The sequence below is a fragment of the Leisingera sp. ANG1 genome (assembly GCF_000203975.2).
GTDB lineage: Bacteria > Pseudomonadota > Alphaproteobacteria > Rhodobacterales > Rhodobacteraceae > Leisingera.
Genome location: NZ_AFCF02000014.1, coordinates 1 through 17,783 on the forward strand (window position 1 = coordinate 1; position 17,783 = coordinate 17,783).

At 62.8% G+C, this 17,783-nt stretch carries 17 protein-coding genes and 1 tRNA gene; 9 read left to right on the forward strand and 9 right to left on the reverse strand.

The window, feature by feature from the left end; genetic code table 11:
• Positions 1 to 105: 105 nt before the first annotated feature.
• Together msrQ and msrP are read right to left on the reverse strand one after the other, a co-directional pair.
• A complete protein-coding gene (gene msrQ, locus GC1_RS19925; protein ID WP_019295076.1) occupies positions 106 to 729 on the reverse strand; it encodes a protein-methionine-sulfoxide reductase heme-binding subunit MsrQ in 624 nt (207 codons plus the stop codon).
• Positions 730 to 746: 17 nt separating this feature from the next.
• Positions 747 to 1,652 carry a protein-methionine-sulfoxide reductase catalytic subunit MsrP gene (msrP, locus tag GC1_RS19930; protein WP_019295077.1) on the reverse strand — a complete coding sequence of 302 codons (906 nt, stop codon included), beginning with the start codon at positions 1,650 to 1,652 and terminating at the stop codon, positions 747 to 749.
• Positions 1,653 to 1,928: 276 nt separating this feature from the next.
• Here msrP and GC1_RS19935 point away from each other — a divergent pair, with 276 nt between their 5' ends.
• Positions 1,929 to 2,495 carry a hypothetical protein gene (locus GC1_RS19935; RefSeq protein WP_019295078.1) on the forward strand — a complete coding sequence of 189 codons (567 nt, stop codon included), beginning with the start codon at positions 1,929 to 1,931 and terminating at the stop codon, positions 2,493 to 2,495.
• 16 nt (positions 2,496 to 2,511) lie between these two features.
• Here the strand turns inward: GC1_RS19935 and GC1_RS19940 are convergent, their stop codons facing one another.
• Positions 2,512 to 3,402: a helix-turn-helix domain-containing protein gene (locus GC1_RS19940; RefSeq protein ID WP_019295079.1), complete on the reverse strand. Its 891-nt coding sequence runs from the start codon at positions 3,400 to 3,402 to the stop codon at positions 2,512 to 2,514.
• Positions 3,403 to 3,573: 171 nt separating this feature from the next.
• Between GC1_RS19940 and GC1_RS19945 the strand changes: the two genes are divergently transcribed.
• On the forward strand, positions 3,574 to 3,864 hold the full coding sequence (locus GC1_RS19945; RefSeq protein WP_019295080.1) for an antibiotic biosynthesis monooxygenase: 291 nt from the start codon (positions 3,574 to 3,576) through the stop codon (positions 3,862 to 3,864).
• 38 nt (positions 3,865 to 3,902) lie between these two features.
• Positions 3,903 to 4,145, forward strand: coding sequence for a hypothetical protein (locus GC1_RS22560; protein WP_152614072.1), 243 nt, complete (start codon positions 3,903 to 3,905; stop codon positions 4,143 to 4,145).
• Positions 4,146 to 4,206: 61 nt separating this feature from the next.
• Here GC1_RS22560 and clpB read toward each other — a convergent pair whose 3' ends face one another.
• Positions 4,207 to 6,825, reverse strand: a complete 2,619-nt coding sequence (gene clpB, locus GC1_RS19955) for an ATP-dependent chaperone ClpB (RefSeq protein WP_019295082.1) — start codon at positions 6,823 to 6,825, stop codon at positions 4,207 to 4,209.
• A 338-nt stretch (positions 6,826 to 7,163) separates the two neighbouring features.
• Between clpB and pyrF the strand changes: the two genes are divergently transcribed.
• Positions 7,164 to 7,880 (forward strand): orotidine-5'-phosphate decarboxylase, encoded by a 717-nt coding sequence (gene pyrF / locus GC1_RS19960; protein ID WP_029204701.1) that lies wholly within the window; start codon positions 7,164 to 7,166, stop codon positions 7,878 to 7,880.
• A 396-nt stretch (positions 7,881 to 8,276) separates the two neighbouring features.
• Here pyrF and GC1_RS19965 read toward each other — a convergent pair whose 3' ends face one another.
• Complete coding sequence (locus GC1_RS19965; RefSeq protein WP_019295084.1) at positions 8,277 to 8,699, reverse strand: NUDIX hydrolase; 423 nt, start codon at positions 8,697 to 8,699, stop codon at positions 8,277 to 8,279.
• 91 nt (positions 8,700 to 8,790) lie between these two features.
• Here GC1_RS19965 and GC1_RS19970 point away from each other — a divergent pair, with 91 nt between their 5' ends.
• Positions 8,791 to 10,044, forward strand: a complete 1,254-nt coding sequence (locus tag GC1_RS19970) for a DNA polymerase IV (protein ID WP_019295085.1) — start codon at positions 8,791 to 8,793, stop codon at positions 10,042 to 10,044.
• 11 nt (positions 10,045 to 10,055) lie between these two features.
• On the opposite strand, the gene GC1_RS19975 is transcribed toward GC1_RS19970, so the two are convergent.
• On the reverse strand, positions 10,056 to 10,916 hold the full coding sequence (locus GC1_RS19975) for an N-formylglutamate amidohydrolase (protein WP_019295086.1): 861 nt from the start codon (positions 10,914 to 10,916) through the stop codon (positions 10,056 to 10,058).
• A 163-nt stretch (positions 10,917 to 11,079) separates the two neighbouring features.
• On the opposite strand from GC1_RS19975, the gene GC1_RS19980 reads away from it, so the two are divergent.
• The 4 genes from GC1_RS19980 to GC1_RS19995 all read left to right on the forward strand — a co-directional run bounded on the left by GC1_RS19980 (position 11,080) and on the right by GC1_RS19995 (position 13,689).
• Positions 11,080 to 11,154, forward strand: a tRNA-Val gene (locus GC1_RS19980).
• Between the two features lie 79 nt (positions 11,155 to 11,233).
• On the forward strand, positions 11,234 to 11,359 hold the full coding sequence (gene ykgO, locus GC1_RS19985; RefSeq protein WP_005648635.1) for a type B 50S ribosomal protein L36: 126 nt from the start codon (positions 11,234 to 11,236) through the stop codon (positions 11,357 to 11,359).
• A 232-nt stretch (positions 11,360 to 11,591) separates the two neighbouring features.
• A complete protein-coding gene (locus tag GC1_RS19990) occupies positions 11,592 to 12,608 on the forward strand; it encodes a Fe(3+) ABC transporter substrate-binding protein (RefSeq protein ID WP_019295087.1) in 1,017 nt (338 codons plus the stop codon).
• Between the two features lie 220 nt (positions 12,609 to 12,828).
• On the forward strand, positions 12,829 to 13,689 hold the full coding sequence (locus tag GC1_RS19995; protein ID WP_019295088.1) for a CobW family GTP-binding protein: 861 nt from the start codon (positions 12,829 to 12,831) through the stop codon (positions 13,687 to 13,689).
• A 72-nt stretch (positions 13,690 to 13,761) separates the two neighbouring features.
• Here the strand turns inward: GC1_RS19995 and GC1_RS20000 are convergent, their stop codons facing one another.
• The 3 genes from GC1_RS20000 to GC1_RS20010 all read right to left on the reverse strand — a co-directional run bounded on the left by GC1_RS20000 (position 13,762) and on the right by GC1_RS20010 (position 17,680).
• Positions 13,762 to 15,441 (reverse strand): ABC transporter permease, encoded by a 1,680-nt coding sequence (locus GC1_RS20000; RefSeq protein ID WP_019295089.1) that lies wholly within the window; start codon positions 15,439 to 15,441, stop codon positions 13,762 to 13,764.
• A gap of 155 nt (positions 15,442 to 15,596) precedes the next feature.
• A complete protein-coding gene (locus tag GC1_RS20005) occupies positions 15,597 to 16,814 on the reverse strand; it encodes a phenylacetate--CoA ligase family protein (RefSeq protein ID WP_029204702.1) in 1,218 nt (405 codons plus the stop codon).
• A 17-nt stretch (positions 16,815 to 16,831) separates the two neighbouring features.
• Positions 16,832 to 17,680: an ABC transporter ATP-binding protein gene (locus tag GC1_RS20010; protein WP_019295091.1), complete on the reverse strand. Its 849-nt coding sequence runs from the start codon at positions 17,678 to 17,680 to the stop codon at positions 16,832 to 16,834.
• Positions 17,681 to 17,783: the final 103 nt, after the last annotated feature.

Here is a 17,783-nt window from a genome sequence, read left to right on the forward strand (position 1 = left end):
ATCCACAAAACCAAAACCAGGAACCAATGAAAACAACTGCGACTCGGAAGCAAAACCGCCGCCAGGGAGGGCCGCCTCCCGGACCCCGGGACCAGATTCTCCGGACTAGGTCCGGCTGGGCGTTCCGGATGATTCCGGATGTTTGGACCGCTTCAGCACTGGCAAGCGCAGGGCCAAGAGAAGCAGGGTCAGCCCGAGGTAGATCAGCGGCTCGATCTGAAACCCTTTCGACAGCATCACAAAGTGCAGGCCCCCTAGCAGCGCAGCCGCATAAGTCAGCCGGTGCAGCCGCGTCCAGGTCCGGCCCAGCGCCCGCACGGACAGGTTATTCGAACTGAGCGCCAGCGGCAGCATCAGGACAAACGCCGCCATGCCGATGGTGATATAGGGCCGTTTCGCAATATCCGCGATGATCTGCCCCAGGATCTGCACATCCAGCACCAGCCAGACCAGCAGGTGGCACAGCACATAGAAGAAGCACAAAAGCCCAATTGCGCGGCGGAACTTCATCAGGTTCAGCCCCGCCAGCCGCCGCAGCGGCGAGACCGCCAGCGTCAGGATCATCAGCTGCAGCGCCAGTTCCCCGTATTCATGTTCCAGCGCCTTGATCGGCTCTACCCCCAGCCCGCCAGTGAGCCCTTGGTAAAACAGCCAAGGCGCGGGTAGCGCCCCGAGCAGGTAAACTGCCCAGACAGGCAGGCGGCGCAGAAGCTGATTCAGTGATCCCATCCGTTGTCGCCCCCCCATTAGAAGTATTCGGCCAGGTCCATGCCTTTGTACAGAGACGCGACCTCTTCCTCGTACCCGTTATACATCAGTGTCGGCTGGCGCTTGGCAAACAGCCCGCCGCCGATGCGGCGCTCGCTGGCCTGGCTCCAGCGCGGATGCGACACGTTGGGGTTCACATTACTGTAGAAACCGTATTCGCGCGGGTTGGCCATGTTCCAGCTGGTGGGGGGCTCCTGATCCGTCAGGGTGATCCGCACCACAGACTTGATCGACTTGAAGCCGTATTTCCACGGCACCACCAGCCGCAGCGGCGCGCCGTTCTGGTTGGGCAGCGGCTTACCGAAGATCCCGGTCGCCATGATCGACAGCGGGTGCATCGCCTCATCCAGGCGCAGGCCTTCGCGATAAGGCCATTCCAGCACCTTATAAGCCGTGCCGGGCATCTCCGACGGGCGGTAGAGGGTTTCAAAGGCAACGTACTTGGCCCCCTCCTGCACGCCTGCCATATTCAAGAGATCGGCCAGCTCAAATCCCTGCCAAGGCACCACCATCGACCAGGCCTCGACGCAGCGAAAGCGGTAGATGCGCTCCTCCAGCGTCAATTCCCCCAGGATCTGCTCAAGGGAATAGTCGCCCGGGCGATCCACCAGCCCGTCGATCTTCACGCTCCAAGGCTGGGTGGTCATCCGGCCGGCATAGGCCGCGGGATCACTCTTGCCGGTGCCGAACTCATAGAAATTGCAGTAGCTGGTCACCTCTTCCCAGCTGTTTGGCTCAAGCGCCTCTTCCGCCTGCGCACGGCCGCCCAGCGCTGCGGCCAGCCCGGCACCTGCCAGCCCGGCCATGATCCGGCGGCGGTTCCAGAAATCTGCTTCCGGGGTTGCATCGGCAAGGGTCAAGTCATTGGTCCAGCGGCGCGCCATCTGCGTCTCCTGATATTGCGGGTCTCTCCTGAGGTAACGGTCCCGGGCGCAAAACCCAAAACATATCCCGTCACGACTGCGCGAGAGATTTGTAACGTTGGAAGCCCTGCCAGTATCGAAGAAAATCCGGCCCAGGGCGCCCCTGCTGACGCAAATGTGAAGCGGCCCAGCGCCCAATGGCCGGAAAATGCGCTGTGGCCGGACATTTCCTCGCTGCACCCAGTGCACGGTTTCACTATGCTGGCTGGAAATCAAAACCGCTCCGGGCAGACTAAGATGAAATCCCTAATTGCACCGCTGATGATGCTTGCCGCCGCCGTCCTGACAGGCTGCGCCAGCGCCCCCACGGCCACCAGGACCGATGTCGAGGCCCTGTCCCTCGCCATCCAGTCTCTGGATCCGCAGGTGGATGCAGATGAGGCCCGCCGCGCGGCGGAGATCGCTTACAGCCACTCTGCCCGGCTGGCAGAGCAGTACAATGTCACCACCTCGCCGATCATCCACAACACGCTGGTGAACAGCGGCGTCAAGGAGCGCGGCATCTGCGTGCATTACGCCGAGGACATGCAGGCGCGTCTCAACCAGGAGAATTTCCAGACGCTATCGATGCTGCGCGCCATTGCCGAGCCGAAGAATGAGTTCCGCATCGACCATTCCACCGCGGTGATCGCGGCCAAGGGCGACGGTATTTACGAGGGCATCGTGCTCGACCCCTGGCGCTATGGCGGCAAGCTTTACTGGTCAGAGACCACCGAAGACCCGCGGTACAACTGGGAACCGAGGTTAAAAGTTCTGCGACGTAAGTATGAGCGCAAGATGGCCAAGGAGGCCGCGGCTGGTTAAGCCGCCTTCAGCGCAGCTAGAGACCTGCCGCCAAGGCTGCCGCCCGGAACTGGCCAGGCGTCAGCCCGTATTCCTTCTTGAAGGCGCTGATAAAATTGGATGTGCTTTCGTACCCCGCCGCCAGACCAATACTGGTAATCGCATCGTCGGTGCTTTCCAGCATCTTCCTTGCCTGATCCAGCCGGCGTTGCTTGCGCCATTTTGCGGGGGACGCACCGAAGATCCGCCGGAACTCCCGGTTGAAAGTTGGAACTGAGCGCCCGGACAGCGCCGCCAGGTCCGCGGTGCGCAAATCATGATCCAGGTAAGCTCGGGCGACATGAGCAACCGAGCGATGGTGCTGAGTGCCCAAACTGCCCGCGAGCGTATCGGCCAGCTTGCTGCGGTCATGCAGCAAGGCAAGCAGCATGATCAGTTCAACCAGTTTCAGGCGCGCCAGATCGGCATCCACCTGCAAGCTGTCGTAGACCTGCACGATGCCGCTCATGAAGGCTGCCAGGCTTTGACTCGCTGGAACGGTTGCCAGACCTGCCTGTTCAGCTGCCTGCCCGCCGCCCAATCGTGGCAGCACATCGCTGACCAGCGCCGGGGACAGAAAGATCATCATAGCTTCCAACGGGCCATCATGGCTGCGGAAATCAGACTGCAAACGAACATTCGGTGGAATGATGACAAGTTCGCCTGCTTGGATTTCAGTGCAGGCTCCGCCAGTGTCAAAAAAACGCTCACGCCCCTTCAGCAAGTAGCAAATACAGATTTCGCTGCAGACAAATTCCAAGTCCCGCAGATCTGCGTGCAAAACCTTATGCAACAGCCGGCCATGCCTGCTCGACAGGATTTCCCTGGTAAAGGAAAAGGCCGCCAAAGCCTCAGGAATAACAATCAGCTTGTTCTGTGTGCGGGTCACGCGACTGTTCCACAGGTTGTTCCGTGCAGGCCGCGGCAAGCAGCTTTTTACACATACCGCAAACTAATGAAGGTTTCTGATCCGATTGCAATATCCTTGATCGGATCGCGTTAGCGGCGGCTGGGCACTGCAGGCAAAGAACGGGTCATCCAATGAGAAAAGGAGACCCCGATGAGCATTTGGGTAACGCTTGAGATGGAAGTGGCCGAAGGACAGTTCGAAAAACTGGAACCCTTCCTGGCGGAACGATTGCCGGCAGTGCGCGGCTTTGACGGCGCCCTGTCAGTCACTGTCTATTATGACGAGGAAACACGCAGCCTGCTGATTGCCGAAGAGTGGCTCTCCAAAGCGCATCATGCCAGCTACATCCAGGCAATTTCCGAAAACGGCGTCATGAACCAGCTTGTCTCCTTCATGACTGCGCCTCCAAAGGTGCAGTACTTCAAGAGGCTGGTAATCTAGTGGCAGGAACCTGCGCCGGCATTTCGCGCCGTGATTTCATGGCCAGCACCGTTGCAACGGCTGTGGCAGTTGGCACGCTTCCATCAATTGCTTCAGCGGCAGCTACGGCAGAAGTGCGGTTCCGTTTCGTGAAACTCCGCAAGTCCAGCACCGCAGGGTATCTGCAGGAACTGCGCCAGAACCAGTCGTCCTTCAGCCAACTGGTACTGGAAGGTGAGGGCTATTGCCTGGTTCTCGCCGGCGAGCGCTCCCACACCGGTGCGCAGCGCCTGGAGCTGTAACGCACCTCTTCGCAAATCAAAGGCCCGCCATCTCTGGCGGGCCTTTCTCAATCTCTACCTCTCAATGCACCACGGCATCATCGGGTTTGGGCCGGTCCGACGTCCCCAGCCGGTCGCCGATGATCAGCCCGTCGCTGCCGGCCGAGACCGGAACGGTATCGCCGTCCTTGATCTCTCCCGCCAGCAAGGCCTCTGCCAGCGGATTCTGCAGCGCGCGCTGGATCACCCGCTTCAGCGGCCGGGCACCGAACACCGGATCATAGCCCTCATCCGCCAGCCATGTCTTGGCCGCCTCGTCCAGCTCCAGCGCGATCTTGCGCCCTGCCAGGCGTTTCAGCAGACGTGCCAGCTGAATCTCGACAATGCCGTCCATGTCACCCCGTGCCAGACGGTCGAAGATGATCGTCTCATCCAAACGGTTCAGGAACTCGGGCCGGAAATGCGCCCGGACCGCATCCATCACGTCACGCCGCGCGTCAGAGGCATCGGCGCCCTCCGGCAGCTGGCTCAAGGCCTGCGCCCCAAGGTTGGAGGTCAGCACGATCAGCGTCTGCTTGAAGTCCACGGTGCGGCCCTGGCCGTCGGTCAGAACGCCGTCATCCAGCACCTGCAGCAGCACGTTGAACACATCCGGATGCGCCTTTTCGACCTCATCGAACAGCACCACCTGATAGGGGCGGCGGCGCACCGCCTCAGTCAGCACCCCACCCTCGTCATAGCCGACATAGCCCGGAGGCGCGCCGATCAGGCGGGCCACCGAATGCTTCTCCATGAACTCCGACATGTCGATCCGCACCATCGCGTGCTCATCGTCGAACAGGAAGCCCGCTACTGCCTTGGTGAGTTCCGTCTTGCCGACACCGGTGGGCCCAAGGAACAGGAAGGAGCCCAGCGGCCGGTTCTCGTCATTCAGACCTGCCCGCGCCCGGCGCACCGCATTGGCTACCGCGGTTACAGCCGCGTTCTGCCCAATCACCCGGCGGTGCAGCTCATCTTCCATGCGCAACAGTTTCTCGCGCTCGCCCTCCAGCATCTTGGAGGTCGGGATACCGGTCCAGCGCTCGACAACAGCGGCGATCTGCTCGGGCCGCACGGCCTCCTCGACCATCAGCCCCTGCTCTTCCTTCTTCTCGGCATCCGCCAGCTGCTTCTCCAGCCCCGGAATGACGCCATAAGACAGCTCCCCCGCCTTGGCGAGATTGCCCTCCCGCTTGGCGATATCCAGTTCCGCGCGGGCACGGTCCAGCTGCTCCTTCAGGTCACGGGCAGAAGCCAGCTTGTCCCGCTCCGACTGCCACTGCGCGGTCATCTCGGCGGACTGCTCCTGCAGCTCAGCAAGTTCCTTCTGCAGTTTTTCCAGCCGGTCTCTGGAGGCGGCATCGTCTTCCAGCTTCAGCGCTTCTTCCTCGATCTGCATCTGCAGGATCTGCCGGTCCAGCGCATCCAGCTCCTCCGGTTTGCTGTCCACCTGCATACGCAAGCGGCTGGCCGCCTCATCCATCAGGTCGATTGCCTTGTCCGGCAGGAAGCGGTCGGTGATATAACGGTTCGACAGCGTTGCCGCCGCCACCAGCGCCGCATCGGCAATGCGCACACCGTGGTGCAGCTCATACTTCTCCTTGATGCCACGCAGGATCGAGACGGTGTCCTCCACCGTCGGCTCCGTCACCATCACCGGCTGGAACCGGCGGGCCAGCGCCGCGTCCTTCTCCACATACTTGCGGTATTCATCCAACGTGGTCGCACCAACGCAATGCAGCTCCCCGCGCGCCAAAGCCGGCTTGATCAGGTTGGCCGCATCCATCGCACCGTCGGATTTACCGGCACCGACCAGCGTGTGCATCTCGTCGATGAACAGGATGATCTCGCCCGCAGCCTCAGTGACCTCAGTCAGCACCGCCTTCAGCCGCTCCTCGAATTCGCCGCGGTATTTCGCACCGGCAATCAGCGCCCCCATGTCCAGCGACAGCAGTTTCTTGTCGCGCAAGCTCTCCGGCACATCGCCGTTGATGATGCGCAGCGCCATGCCCTCGGCAATTGCGGTCTTACCCACGCCCGGCTCACCGATCAGGACGGGATTGTTCTTGGTCCGGCGAGACAGCACCTGCATCGAGCGGCGGATTTCCTCGTCGCGTCCGATGATCGGGTCGATCTTGCCCTCGCGCGCCGCCTCAGTCAGGTCGCGGGCGTATTTCTTCAGCGCGTCATAGCCTTCCTCAGCTGTTGCCGAGTCAGCCGTGCGCCCCTTGCGGATATCGTTGATGGCTTCATTCAGCTTTTGCGCGGAGACCGCACCAGCCTCCAGCGCGTCCTTCGCCTTGGACTTCACCATGCACAGCGCCATCAGAAGACGCTCGACCGGCACAAAACTGTCGCCCGCCTTCTCGGCAATCTTTGCGGCCTCATCCAGCACCTTGGCGGTCTGCCCGTCCAGATAGATCTGGGCCGCGTCACCGCTCACCTTGGGCAGCTTGGCAACGGCGGCCTCCACCGCCTCCACGACACGGGCAGGCGCACCGCCCGCGCGGGAAATCAGGTTGCTCGCCAGCCCCTGATCGTCATCCATCAATGCTTTCAGAATATGCTCCGGCACCAGCCGCTGGTGCCCCTCGCGCATTGCAATGGTCTGCGCTGCCTGCACGAATCCCCGTGCACGCTCCGTGAACTTGTTCAAGTCCATCTTGCTCTCCTTTTTCAAGCGCCCTGTCTTTGGCAGCGCCCGCTAGGCGGCACGCCCCGGTCCGGGCCTCAAGGTTCAATTTGGGAAGCGATCCTGCCGCTTCAACCCATACTCGCCGGAAAAGGTGAGCAAATCCCTGACCTGCGTCAACTTTATACCCGGACGCCCCCCCCAGGCGCAGCCGCGCCGCGCACCAGCGCGGCGCCATGCCCAAAACTGTAATCTGTCCCGCCGGGACAGCTTCAGTTGCGGGAGCACCCCGCTGCGCCTTGCCGAACCGCCGCCCCTTGCGTATGAAACGCCAGTTTCACGCCGAACCGCCACCAAAGGACCCCGCCATGACCCAAGCCCCGCGCGCCGACGACCGCCTGATTGTTGCCATGGATGTCCCCAATGCGCTGGACGGTCTGAAACTCGCCGAACAGCTCGGCGATGCGGTCTCCTTCTACAAAATCGGCCTTGGCATGCTCACCGGCGGCGGCCTGGCGCTGGCCAATGAGCTCAAGCAGGAGCACGGCAAGCGCATCTTCCTCGACATGAAACTGTTCGACATCGGCGCCACCGTGGAAAGCGCAGTGCGGGGCTTGGCGCAGTTCGACCTCGACTTCCTCACCGTGCATGGCGACCCCTATGTGGTGCGCGCGGCCAAGGAAGGCGCGGCCGGCAAGGACCTCAAGATCCTCGCCGTCACCATCCTGACCTCGCTCGACCGTCAGGACCTGGACGGGGCGCTGATCAAGGACGGCGCAGTGCAGGACCTGGTGCTGGAACGCGCAGGCAATGCCTTTGCCGCGGGCGCCGACGGCGTCATCGCCAGCCCGCAGGAGGCCGCCCTGATCCGCGCCCTGCCCGAGGCTGAAGGCAAGCTGATCGTCACCCCAGGCGTGCGCCCGGCCGGTGCGGACCTGGGCGACCAGAAGCGCGTCGCCACCCCGGCCAGCGCCATTGCAGACGGCGCTGACCATATCGTGGTGGGCCGTCCGATCTGGAAAGCGGACAGCCCGCGCGCCGCAGCCGAAGCCATCCTGGCGGAGCTGGCAGGCGTAAAGGCGTAACAAGCCATACCGCTTCCGGCACAGACAGCAACGGGTGTATCGCCTTGCTGCAAGCTCTCCTCCCATCAGATTGCCTAAAAATTAGGCAGAAAGAAAAATGTGCGGCAGGTGCACCATTTCCCGGCCAGGCGCCTTACCGCCCGCCGGTGACGTAACGTCAAGTTGCTCTTTTCGCTGACGAAACCCGCAGTCAGGGCTATTTCTGCGCCAAATCGTCCTGTGCCTCAAAAAGCACACCCGCCAAACCCGCAGCCAATGCACGGCCCCGCAAACTTTGCGAAACAGCGCCATGTGGGAGATTCTCATATTGAGACACTCCCCAGACGGGCTTTTCTTCCTGAGACCCGTCACCTTTCCCCCCGCACACCAGCGGGGGATCTTTCTTTTCAGCCGCAGTCACACTGGCCGCACCGCAAGATATTCCCGCAGCCGGTCCGCAAAATGCGGTACTGCCATCGGGTGTGCGCAATAGGTCTCTGGCGCCATCAGCGCCCAGCCCTGCCCCTCATCCCCGAACCGAACCGCGCTGACTGTCTCAGCAGGCAGATGCGCAGCAAAGAACCAGACCCGCCCGTGCGGCCGCTGGTACGCTCTGGACCAGATCAGCAGATCAGGCTTCAGCACCAACCCCACCTCTTCATAGGTCTCGCGCAGCGCGCAGGCTGCCGGGCTTTCACCCGACTCACGCCCCCCGCCCGGCAGATCCCAATGCCCGGGATAGGGAATATCCGGCTTGTCATCGCGCTGGATGACCAGCAGATCCTGCCCCAGAAACACCGCCAGCTTTGCGCCGGCAAAATCTTCGCCTGCTGTTGTCATGATCTGTCACTTGGCAACCGGCCGCGCTAAAGACAAGCCTTCCGCCGCAAGTTAAACTTGCCCATCCAGGACCACAGCCCGCCGTCCCTCAATGCACGCCCTTTGCCGAGACTGCCTCAGCCAGATCGCCCCTGCCCGGCGCTGCCCCCATTGCGGCAGCCCGCGGATCAAGGCGCATGCGGAGCTGTTTGCCCTCACCATCGCCCACATGGATTGCGACGCCTTCTATGCCAGCGTCGAAAAACGCGACAATCCGGAGCTCGCCACCAAGCCGGTGATCATCGGCGGCGGCAAGCGCGGCGTGGTTTCCACCGCCTGCTATGTCGCCCGTATCCGAGGCGTGCGCTCTGCCATGCCGATGTTCCAGGCGCTGAAGCTCTGCCCTGACGCCGTGGTGATCAAGCCGCGGATGAGCGTCTACGTCGAGGTCAGCCGCGAGATTCGCAAGATGATGAACGAACTGACCCCGGACGTGGAGCCGCTGTCGCTGGACGAGGCCTTCATGGACCTCACCGGCACCGAAAAGCTGCACGGCGCGCCGCCCGCAGTGATGCTGGCCCGGCTGGTCAAGCGCATGAAGGATGAGCTGGGTGTCACCGGCTCCATCGGCCTTTCACACAACAAGTTCCTGGCCAAGGTTGCCTCCGACCTCGACAAGCCGCGCGGCTTTTCGGTGATCGGCAAGTCCGAGACGGGTGATTTCCTGCGTGAAAAACCAGTGCGGCTGATCTGGGGCATCGGCCCTGCCGCCCAGGAAAGCCTGGACAAGGCCGGCATCCGCACCTTCTCCGACCTCTTGCGCTGGGACCGCGAGGCCCTGCACGTCCGCTTCGGTTCCATGGGCGACCGGCTCTGGCATCTGGCCCGCGGCCAGGACCGGCGCCGGGTCTCGGCGCATGAGCCGATCAAGTCGATCTCCAATGAGACCACCTTCTTTGAGGATACCGCCAGTCTGGAGGTGCTCGACGGCCACCTGTGGCGGCTGGCTGAGAAAGTGTCGGACCGGGCCAAGGCGCGGGAGCTGGCGGGCCGGGTGGTGACGCTCAAGCTGAAACGCGCCAACCATTCGGCACTGACCCGGCGCGTGACCCTGCGCAGCCCGACCCAGATTGCAGACCGCATCTACCGCACCGCCCGCGGCCTGCTGGATCAGGTCGGCGACGAAGGCCCCTACCGGCTACTGGGCTGCGGGATATCAGACCTGGTTCCCGAATCGCACGCTGATGAAACCGGCGACCTCTTGGACCCGAATGCGGGCAAACGGGCAGAGGCCGAACGCGCCACGGATGCCATCCGCAAGAGATTCGGCGACAGCGCCATCCTGAAAGGCCGCGCCCTGCGCTGAAGGTGACGCAGCTACTCCGCTGCCAGCGGCAGCTCCTCCCGCCCGATTGCCGCAATTTCGGCCACCACTTGGCGCAGCAGCTGCTGCAGCGCTTCAAAATTCGCATTGGGCCGGATATTGGCCTCGTCCATATAAAGCGCCCGGTCGATCTCGATCTGCACCGCGTGCTGGCGCCGCGAAGGGCGGCCATAAGTCTGGGCGATATAAGCCCCGGCAAAGGGCGTGTTGCGCGCCACCTTCAGCCCGGCTGCGGCAAAAGCCGCCTCAATCCGGTCAACAACTCTGCTGTCCGCGGCTGCCCCGAACCGGTCGCCCAGCACGATCTCCGGCCTGCCCGTGCCTTGCGGTGCCATCGCCTCCACCGCTTCGTGCGGCATCGAATGGCAATCCACCAGAATCGCCTGCCCGAACTGCCGGTGCGACTGATCCAACAGCCCCTTCAGCGCCTTGTGGTAAGGCTGCCAGCAGTCCTTGATCCGCCGCTCCGCCTCCGCCCGCGGCAGCTTGCCGCTGTAGATCGCCCGGCCATTGGCCACCACCCGCGGAATCACCCCAAGTCCAGAGGCCACCCGCGGATTCTGGCCGCGCCGCTGCACCCCTTCGATCACCGCCGGGTCCAGCTCATCCGGCGCGCGGTTCAGATCCAGATAGGCCCTTGGCTTCAGGGCCCGCAGCAGCGGCGCCCCAAACTCCGGCGCTGCCCGGAACAGCTGGTCCACAAAGGCATCTTCTGAGCTGCGGATCTCTTTCCGCCCCAGAATCGACTGTGACAGAAAGGAATCGGAATAGTCCGCGCCGCTGTGCGGAGAGGCAAAAACCACTGCCGAGGCCAGTTTCTGCGGGGAAATCACGGAAAACGCTGTATCAGGCATCCTTGCTCCGGTGCTTCTTGTGCAAGAAACAGCATATCGCGGAAATTTCTGCGGTCAAAAGCTCTTGCGCACGCCGGCGACTCTATTTATAGACCCCCTCACCGGCGCGGCACCCCGCGCCCCTTTCACTTCTAAGGGGCAGGAACGCAGCGCAGGCCAGAGTGGGCGATTAGCTCAGCGGTAGAGCACTTCGTTGACATCGAAGGGGTCACAAGTTCGATCCTTGTATCGCCCACCATTCAATTCACTGCTTCGGCTCCGGCCCAAGCACCCGCTAACCCAGGCGCTGGTTCGCGCCGCAGACAAGGAGAGAGACCATGAAGGTCAAGAACTCGCTCCGTTCGCTGAAGAACCGGCACCGCGATTGCCGGGTTGTGCGCCGTAAAGGCCGCGTGTATGTGATCAACAAGACCCAGCGCAAGTTTAAAGCGCGCCAGGGCTAAGATCCACCACAGCGACATGCAGAAAACCGCATCATCCGATGCGGTTTTTTTGCGTTTGGGGGGGTCAGTCCGGACAAGCGATGCAAAGACAGAGCGCGTTCCGGGCCTGGCAAGGCAACAGCTGATTGCGACTTTCTGACTGTTTCAGTCGGAAATTCATTGCATCTGCCGCCAGATGCTTTAATCGACTGTTTCAGTCGGAAAACTGATCTAACCAAGAACGGGACATCCAATGCTGAAAGCCACAACCGTAATGGCCGGGGCGCTGAGCGCAGCTGTTGCCACCGCCGCTGCTGCCCAGGGCGAGCTGAACATCTACTCCTCGCGCCACTATGACACCGACGAGCAGCTCTATTCGAACTTCGAAGAGGCCACCGGCATCACCATCAACCGCATCGAAGGCAACGCCGATGAGCTGATTGCCCGGATGAATGCCGAAGGCGAAAACTCCCCTGCTGACATCCTGATAACCGTCGACACCTCGCGCCTGACCCGCGCCAAGGAGGCGGGTGTCCTGCAAAGCATCGACAGCGACGTGCTGGAAGCCCGCGTCCCCGCCTACCTGCAGGATCAGGACAACCAATGGTTCGGCTTCAGCCAGCGCGCGCGCATCATTTTCTACGACAAGAATGAGGTGGCAAACCCGCCGCAGACCTATTTGGATCTGGCCGACCCTGCCTACAAAGGCAAGGTTTGCATCCGGTCGTCCAAGAACACCTACAACCAGACCCTGCTGGCCTCGATCGTGACCCACCACGGCGCTGAAAAAGCCCGCGGCTGGGCCGAGGGCGTGGTCGCCAACATGGCCCGCGATCCGCAGGGCGGCGACACAGACCAGATGCGCGGCATCATCTCCGGCGAATGCGATATTGCCGTTGCAAACAGCTATTACTTTGCCCGCTCGATCCGCAAAGACGTCAAGGGCATCTCCGAAAACCGCGATCAGATCGGCTGGCTGTTCCCCTCCCAGAACGCGGAAGGCGCACATATGAACCTGTCGGGCGGTGGCGTGGCCGTACATGCTCCGAACAAGGAGAACGCCATCAAGTTCCTGGAATACCTTTCCAGCGATTCCGCCCAGGCGTATTTCTCGGCCGGCAATGACGAATACCCGGCGGTGTCCGGTGTCGGCCTGGCCCCGTCGATCGCGGCCCTTGGCCATTTCAAACCGGATGACGTGAACCTATCCGAGGTCGCCAAGAACCTGCCCGAGGCACAGAAGATCTTCAACGACGTCGGCTGGAAGTAACGCCAGCCTTCAAAGAAACTGGAAAAGCGCGGCTCTGGCCGCGCTTTTTTTGCCTGTACGTTTCCCAAATGGCACAGCAGCCGCCAGTTTGGCGAAAGTTCGAAGCAATCCCAGCTTTTCCTAGACCCGCCACCACCACATGCCTATAGGTTCGCGCATCTTGAAATTAGGGGGGAAACATGCAGTCGGGAGCACGCCGCGCTCTGGAGGAACAGAGCCTATGAACCGGTTGCCAGTAACGATTATCAGCGGCTATCTGGGCGCGGGCAAGACAACGCTGATCAACCGCCTCCTGGCAGAGGATCACGGGTTGAAACTGGCCGTGATCGTCAATGACTTCGGCGCGGTCAACATTGATGACGCCCTGATCCAGGACACTGAAGGCGGCAAGATCGCCCTGACCGACGGCTGCGTCTGCTGCACCATGGGGGATGACCTGTCTCTGGCGCTGCGCACCGTACTAAACCGCCCGGAACAGCCCGACCACCTGGTGATCGAGGCCAGCGGTATCTCCGATCCCGTTGCCATCGCCAATTCCGTCCTGAATGAATCCGGCCTCAGCTACGGCGGCATCGTCTCCCTGGTGGATGCGGAAAACGCCGCGACCCTGCTGAACGATCCGCTGGTAGCCCCGCAGGCAGAACAGCAGATCCGCACGGCCGATCTGGTGATCGCTACCAAATGCGATGACCTGAATGCAGAGCTTTCAGCACTTCTGGCCAAGGCCGGCGCCCGCACCCCCACCGTGCTCAACACCTCTCCGGTGGCAGAACTTCTGTTTGACGTGGTGCCGCTGCCCAAGGGCCGCGCGGTCGCGGCGCACCCCTCCTATACCACCTGGCAGCACCGCAGCAGCACCGTTCTGGACCGCCGCACGCTGGGGGACAAACTGGCAGAGCGGCCAGCCGGGCTTTACCGGATGAAAGGTTTCGTGCTGACCACCGGCGGCGCCTATGAGTTGCACGTCGTGGGCCGCCATGTGGAGGCCAAACGCTGCGAGGCGGAGGAGACGCTGCTGGTCGGCCTCGGCCCTGCAGACCGGATTACCCGCGACGAAATCGAGGCCTGGTGGGCGGCATAAGCCGTCCCCTTTGCAGAGACGCGCCAGGAAAATTCGAATTTTCCTGGCAAGAATTTTCCAAAATTCTTGCGCCTACCGCCGCCGCCCAACCTGGCGGCAGATCAGGATCACCGGCAGCAGCCCCACCGCCATGATCACCAGCGACGGCACTGCCGCACCTTCCAGCCGCTCATCTGCGGCCAGCCGGTGCGCCTGCACCGCCAGCGTGTCGAAATTGAACGGCCGCATGATCAGCGTTGCCGGCAGCTCCTTCATCACATCGACAAAGACAATCAGCAGCGCCGTTAGCAGGCTGGGTGTCAGGATCGGCAGATGCACCCGCCGCAGCATCCCCATCGGCCCCTGCCCCAGCGACCGCGCCGCGGCATCCATGTTCGAATGCATCGTCGCCTGGCCGCCCTCATAGGCGCCAAGCGCCGCCGCCATGAACCGTACCCCATAAGCCGCCACCAGCAGCCAGATTGAACCTGTCACCAAAAGCCCGGTACGGATCCCGAAGGCTTCGCGCATCCAGGCGTCCAGCGCGTTGTCAAAGGCGGCGAAAGGCACGATCAGCCCCACCGCAATCACCCCGCCCGGCACCGCATATCCCAGCCGAGCGAAATAGGCCGCGGTCGCGGACAGCCGCCCGGGCCGCAGCCGCTGGTAAAAGCCCAGGCACACCGCCGCCGCCACGGTCAGCACCGCCGCCGCCGTGGCCAGGGTGATCGAATTGGTTGTGAAATCGATGTAACGGCGGCTGAACAGGTTTTGTTCGGAGTCAAAACTCATCGCGAACAGCACCGCCACCGGCAGCAGGAAGCCCAGCACCACCGGCACGGCGCAAAAGAACACGGCAATCGCCGCCTTGATGCCGCCCAGCTCGGCTGGCGCCATCTGGCTGTGATGCTTGCCCGCGTGATGGTATTTCGCCCGCCCGCGCGTCGCCCGCTCCACCACCGCCAGCGTCAGCGCAAACCCCAGCAGGCACAGTGCCAGCTGCGCCGCGCCGCCGCGGTCGCCCAGCGAGAACCAGCTAGTGTAGATGCCGGTGGCAAAGGTCTGCACCCCGAAATAACTGACCGTGCCAAAGTCCGCGATGGTCTCCATCACCGCCAGCAAAACGCCCGAGGCAATGGCCGGCCGCGCCATCGGCAGGCTGACCAGCCAGAACGCTTGCCAGGAATTCTTGCCAAGCGCCCGCGCCGCCAGAAAGGCGCCTGCGCTCTGCTGCATGAAGGCCGCCCGCGCCAGCAAGTAGACATAGGGGTAAAGCACCAGCACCAGCATCGCCGCCGCCCCGCCGGTGGAACGGATCTCCGGGAACCAGTAGTCCCGCGGCCCCCAGCCGGTCACCTCGCGCAACGTGGACTGCACAATGCCGGGATGATCCAGGATATGGGTATAGGCATAGGCCAGAACATAGGCCGGAAAGGCCAGCGGCAGCACCAGCGCGACTTCCAGCAGCCGGGCACCGGGGAACCGGGTCATCGTCACCAGCCAGGCGGCGCCTGTGCCGATTGCAAAGGTGCCAAGCGCCACCAGCGCCACCAGCGCCAGCGTCGTCAGCGAATAGCCCGGCAGCACAGTCCCGGCCAGGTGGCTGATCGTCTCCGTGCCGCCAAAGGCCGCCGCCAGCGCCACTGCCACCATCGGCAGCAGGCAGGACAGCGCCACCGCCCAGGCCAGCACAGCAAAGACACTGCCCCCGGTTCTGCCGCCGCGGCGGCGCCCGTGCGGCGCGTATTCTATGGGATCATCGGCAGCGGTCATGTGCGGCAGTCTGGGTCCAGCTGATAGGTCTCACCGCCCTATTTCGACTATTCCAGTCAGAAATTCCAGCCGAAAGCGCGGCACGGACCGGCCCTTCCAAAACAGCAAACGGGCGCCGGATAACGGCGCCCGCATCAACTGCTTCCATGACGGTCTCAGTCGTAGGTCCGCTGATCCTCAATCACCAGACCGTCCTTGGGCAGAGCATCCGGCGCCACCACTTCGACCTTGCCCTTGAGCTTCAGAACCTCGATCACCGACCGGGCAAAGACCGCCTCGTCGCCGCCCTTGGCTTCGATCTGCACAGTCATCGCATCCATCTCGCCGTCGCGGCTGGCAATCACCCGCGCCTTGACGATCTCGTCATGCTTCTCAACCAGCGCAGCCACCTGCTCCGGGCGCACGAACATGCCCTTGATCTTGGTGGTCTGATCTGCCCGGCCCATCCAGCCCTTGATCCGCATGTTGGTGCGGCCGCAGGGCGAGACACCCGGCATCACCGCCGACAGATCACCAGTGGCAAAGCGGATCAGCGGGTAATCGGGATTAAGCGTTGTCACCACAACCTCGCCGACCTCACCCGCCGCCACCGGGTTGCCGGTGCCGGGGGTGACGATCTCGACGATCACATGCTCGTCGACAATCATCCCCTCCATTGCCGGGCTTTCATAGGCGATATTGCCCAGATCGGCAGTGGCATAGCACTGCAGGCAGGAAATCCCGCGGTCGAGGTACTCCTGGCGCAAGCTGGGGAACAGCGCACCGCCCCCCACTGCGGCCTTGGAGAACATCAGCTCCACGCCCATGGCATCGGCCTTGTCCAGGATCACCTTCAGGTAATCCGGCGTCCCTGCATAGGCGGTGGCACCTACATCATGCGCCGCCGTCACCTGCAGCTCGGTCTGGCCGGTTCCGGCCGGCAGCACCGCGGCGCCAACCGCCCGCGCACCGTTTTCAAAGATCATGCCGGCAGGCGTCAGATGATAGCCGAAACAGTTCTGCACCACATCGCCCTGGCCGATGCCAGCTGCATGCAGGAACCGTCCCATGCGCCACCAGTCGCCATCCACGCCGCCCGGCTCATAGATCGGGCCCGGACTCTGGAAGATATGGGCAAAACCGGTTGCGGGCTTGACGGTGAAGCCGCCAAAGGGCGGATGCGCCGCCTGTGCGCGGCTCAGTTCGGATTTGCGCAGCACCGGCAGCGCGGCCAGCGCCTCCACCGAGGTCACGGCTGCGGGCTCCACCCCGTCCAGCAGGCTGGCGTAGCCGGGGGCGGATTTGGCGCGGGCGATCTGCTCCGGCAGCGCCTGGGCCAGGCCGGCGGCGCGTTCATCTGCGCTGCGGGTTTCAAGCGTGTCAAAAAAGCTCATCACATCATCTCCCCGCATCAGCTCAGCCACCTCTTGCGGCGGCGGTAGGACCGCACGTCGCGGAAGCTCTTGCGCCCTTCGTCCGACATGCCGAGGTAGAATTCCTTCACGTCCGGGTTCTCCCGCAGCTCTGCTGCAGGCCCGTCCATCACCACCCGGCCGGATTCCAGGATGTATCCGTAATGGGCATAACGCAGAGCGACGTTGGTGTTCTGCTCCGCCAGCAGGAAGGTCACGCCTTCCTGTTCGTTGATCGACTTCACGATCTCGAAAATCTGCTCCACCAGCTGCGGCGCCAGCCCCATCGAGGGTTCGTCCAGCAGGATTGTCTCCGGCCGCGACATCAGCGCGCGGCCCATCGCCACCATCTGCTGCTCGCCGCCCGAGGTATAGCCTGCCTGCGATTTCCGGCGCTCCTTCAGGCGCGGGAAGTAGTGATAGACCATTTCCAGGTCTTTCTGGATATCGGCACCGCTGTCGCGGCGGGTATAGGCACCGGTCAGCAGGTTTTCCTCCACCGTCAGGTGCTCAAAGCAGTGGCGGCCTTCCATTACCTGAATGACGCCCTTCTTCACCAGCTCCGCCGGATCCTGCTCATGCACATGCGCACCGCGGTATTTGATCGAGCCCTTGGTGACCTCGCCGCGTTCCGAATGCAGCAGGTTTGAGATTGCCTTCAGCGTCGTGGTCTTGCCGGCCCCGTTGCCGCCCAGCAGCGCCGTGATGCCGCCCTTGGGCACATTCAGGCTCACGCCCTTCAGGACGAGGATCACGTGATTGTAGATCACCTCGATATTGTTGACCTCCAGCAGGGTCTCGGCCTGCACATCGGAAGTATCGGCGGCGGTGTTCGCTGCATCCAGCATCAAAGCGTGTCCTCATACCTGTCCCGGTTCTTCTCCGGGACCCTGTTTGCGTGGCGCGGCGGCTCCCCGCCGCACCGTTTCTTCCCGGCCCCGCCAAGGCAGG

Bases quoted from the DNA above. Each gene is read 5' to 3' on its own strand.
- GC1_RS19945 (WP_019295080.1), top strand. From the start codon at position 3,574: ATGAGCATTTGGGTAACGCTTGAGATGGAAGTGGCCGAAGGACAGTTC.
- GC1_RS19990 (WP_019295087.1), top strand. From the start codon at position 11,592: ATGCTGAAAGCCACAACCGTAATGGCCGGGGCGCTGAGCGCAGCTGTT.
- GC1_RS22560 (WP_152614072.1), top strand. From the start codon at position 3,903: ATGGCCAGCACCGTTGCAACGGCTGTGGCAGTTGGCACGCTTCCATCA.
- GC1_RS19995 (WP_019295088.1), top strand. From the start codon at position 12,829: ATGAACCGGTTGCCAGTAACGATTATCAGCGGCTATCTGGGCGCGGGC.
- GC1_RS19965 (WP_019295084.1), bottom strand. From the start codon at position 8,699: ATGACAACAGCAGGCGAAGATTTTGCCGGCGCAAAGCTGGCGGTGTTT.
- GC1_RS20000 (WP_019295089.1), bottom strand. From the start codon at position 15,441: ATGACCGCTGCCGATGATCCCATAGAATACGCGCCGCACGGGCGCCGC.
- GC1_RS20010 (WP_019295091.1), bottom strand. From the start codon at position 17,680: ATGCTGGATGCAGCGAACACCGCCGCCGATACTTCCGATGTGCAGGCC.
- msrQ (WP_019295076.1), bottom strand. From the start codon at position 729: ATGGGATCACTGAATCAGCTTCTGCGCCGCCTGCCTGTCTGGGCAGTT.
- ykgO (WP_005648635.1), top strand. From the start codon at position 11,234: ATGAAGGTCAAGAACTCGCTCCGTTCGCTGAAGAACCGGCACCGCGAT.
- GC1_RS19970 (WP_019295085.1), top strand. From the start codon at position 8,791: ATGCACGCCCTTTGCCGAGACTGCCTCAGCCAGATCGCCCCTGCCCGG.
- GC1_RS19935 (WP_019295078.1), top strand. From the start codon at position 1,929: ATGAAATCCCTAATTGCACCGCTGATGATGCTTGCCGCCGCCGTCCTG.
- clpB (WP_019295082.1), bottom strand. From the start codon at position 6,825: ATGGACTTGAACAAGTTCACGGAGCGTGCACGGGGATTCGTGCAGGCA.
- GC1_RS20005 (WP_029204702.1), bottom strand. From the start codon at position 16,814: ATGAGCTTTTTTGACACGCTTGAAACCCGCAGCGCAGATGAACGCGCC.
- pyrF (WP_029204701.1), top strand. From the start codon at position 7,164: ATGACCCAAGCCCCGCGCGCCGACGACCGCCTGATTGTTGCCATGGAT.
- GC1_RS19975 (WP_019295086.1), bottom strand. From the start codon at position 10,916: ATGCCTGATACAGCGTTTTCCGTGATTTCCCCGCAGAAACTGGCCTCG.
- msrP (WP_019295077.1), bottom strand. From the start codon at position 1,652: ATGGCGCGCCGCTGGACCAATGACTTGACCCTTGCCGATGCAACCCCG.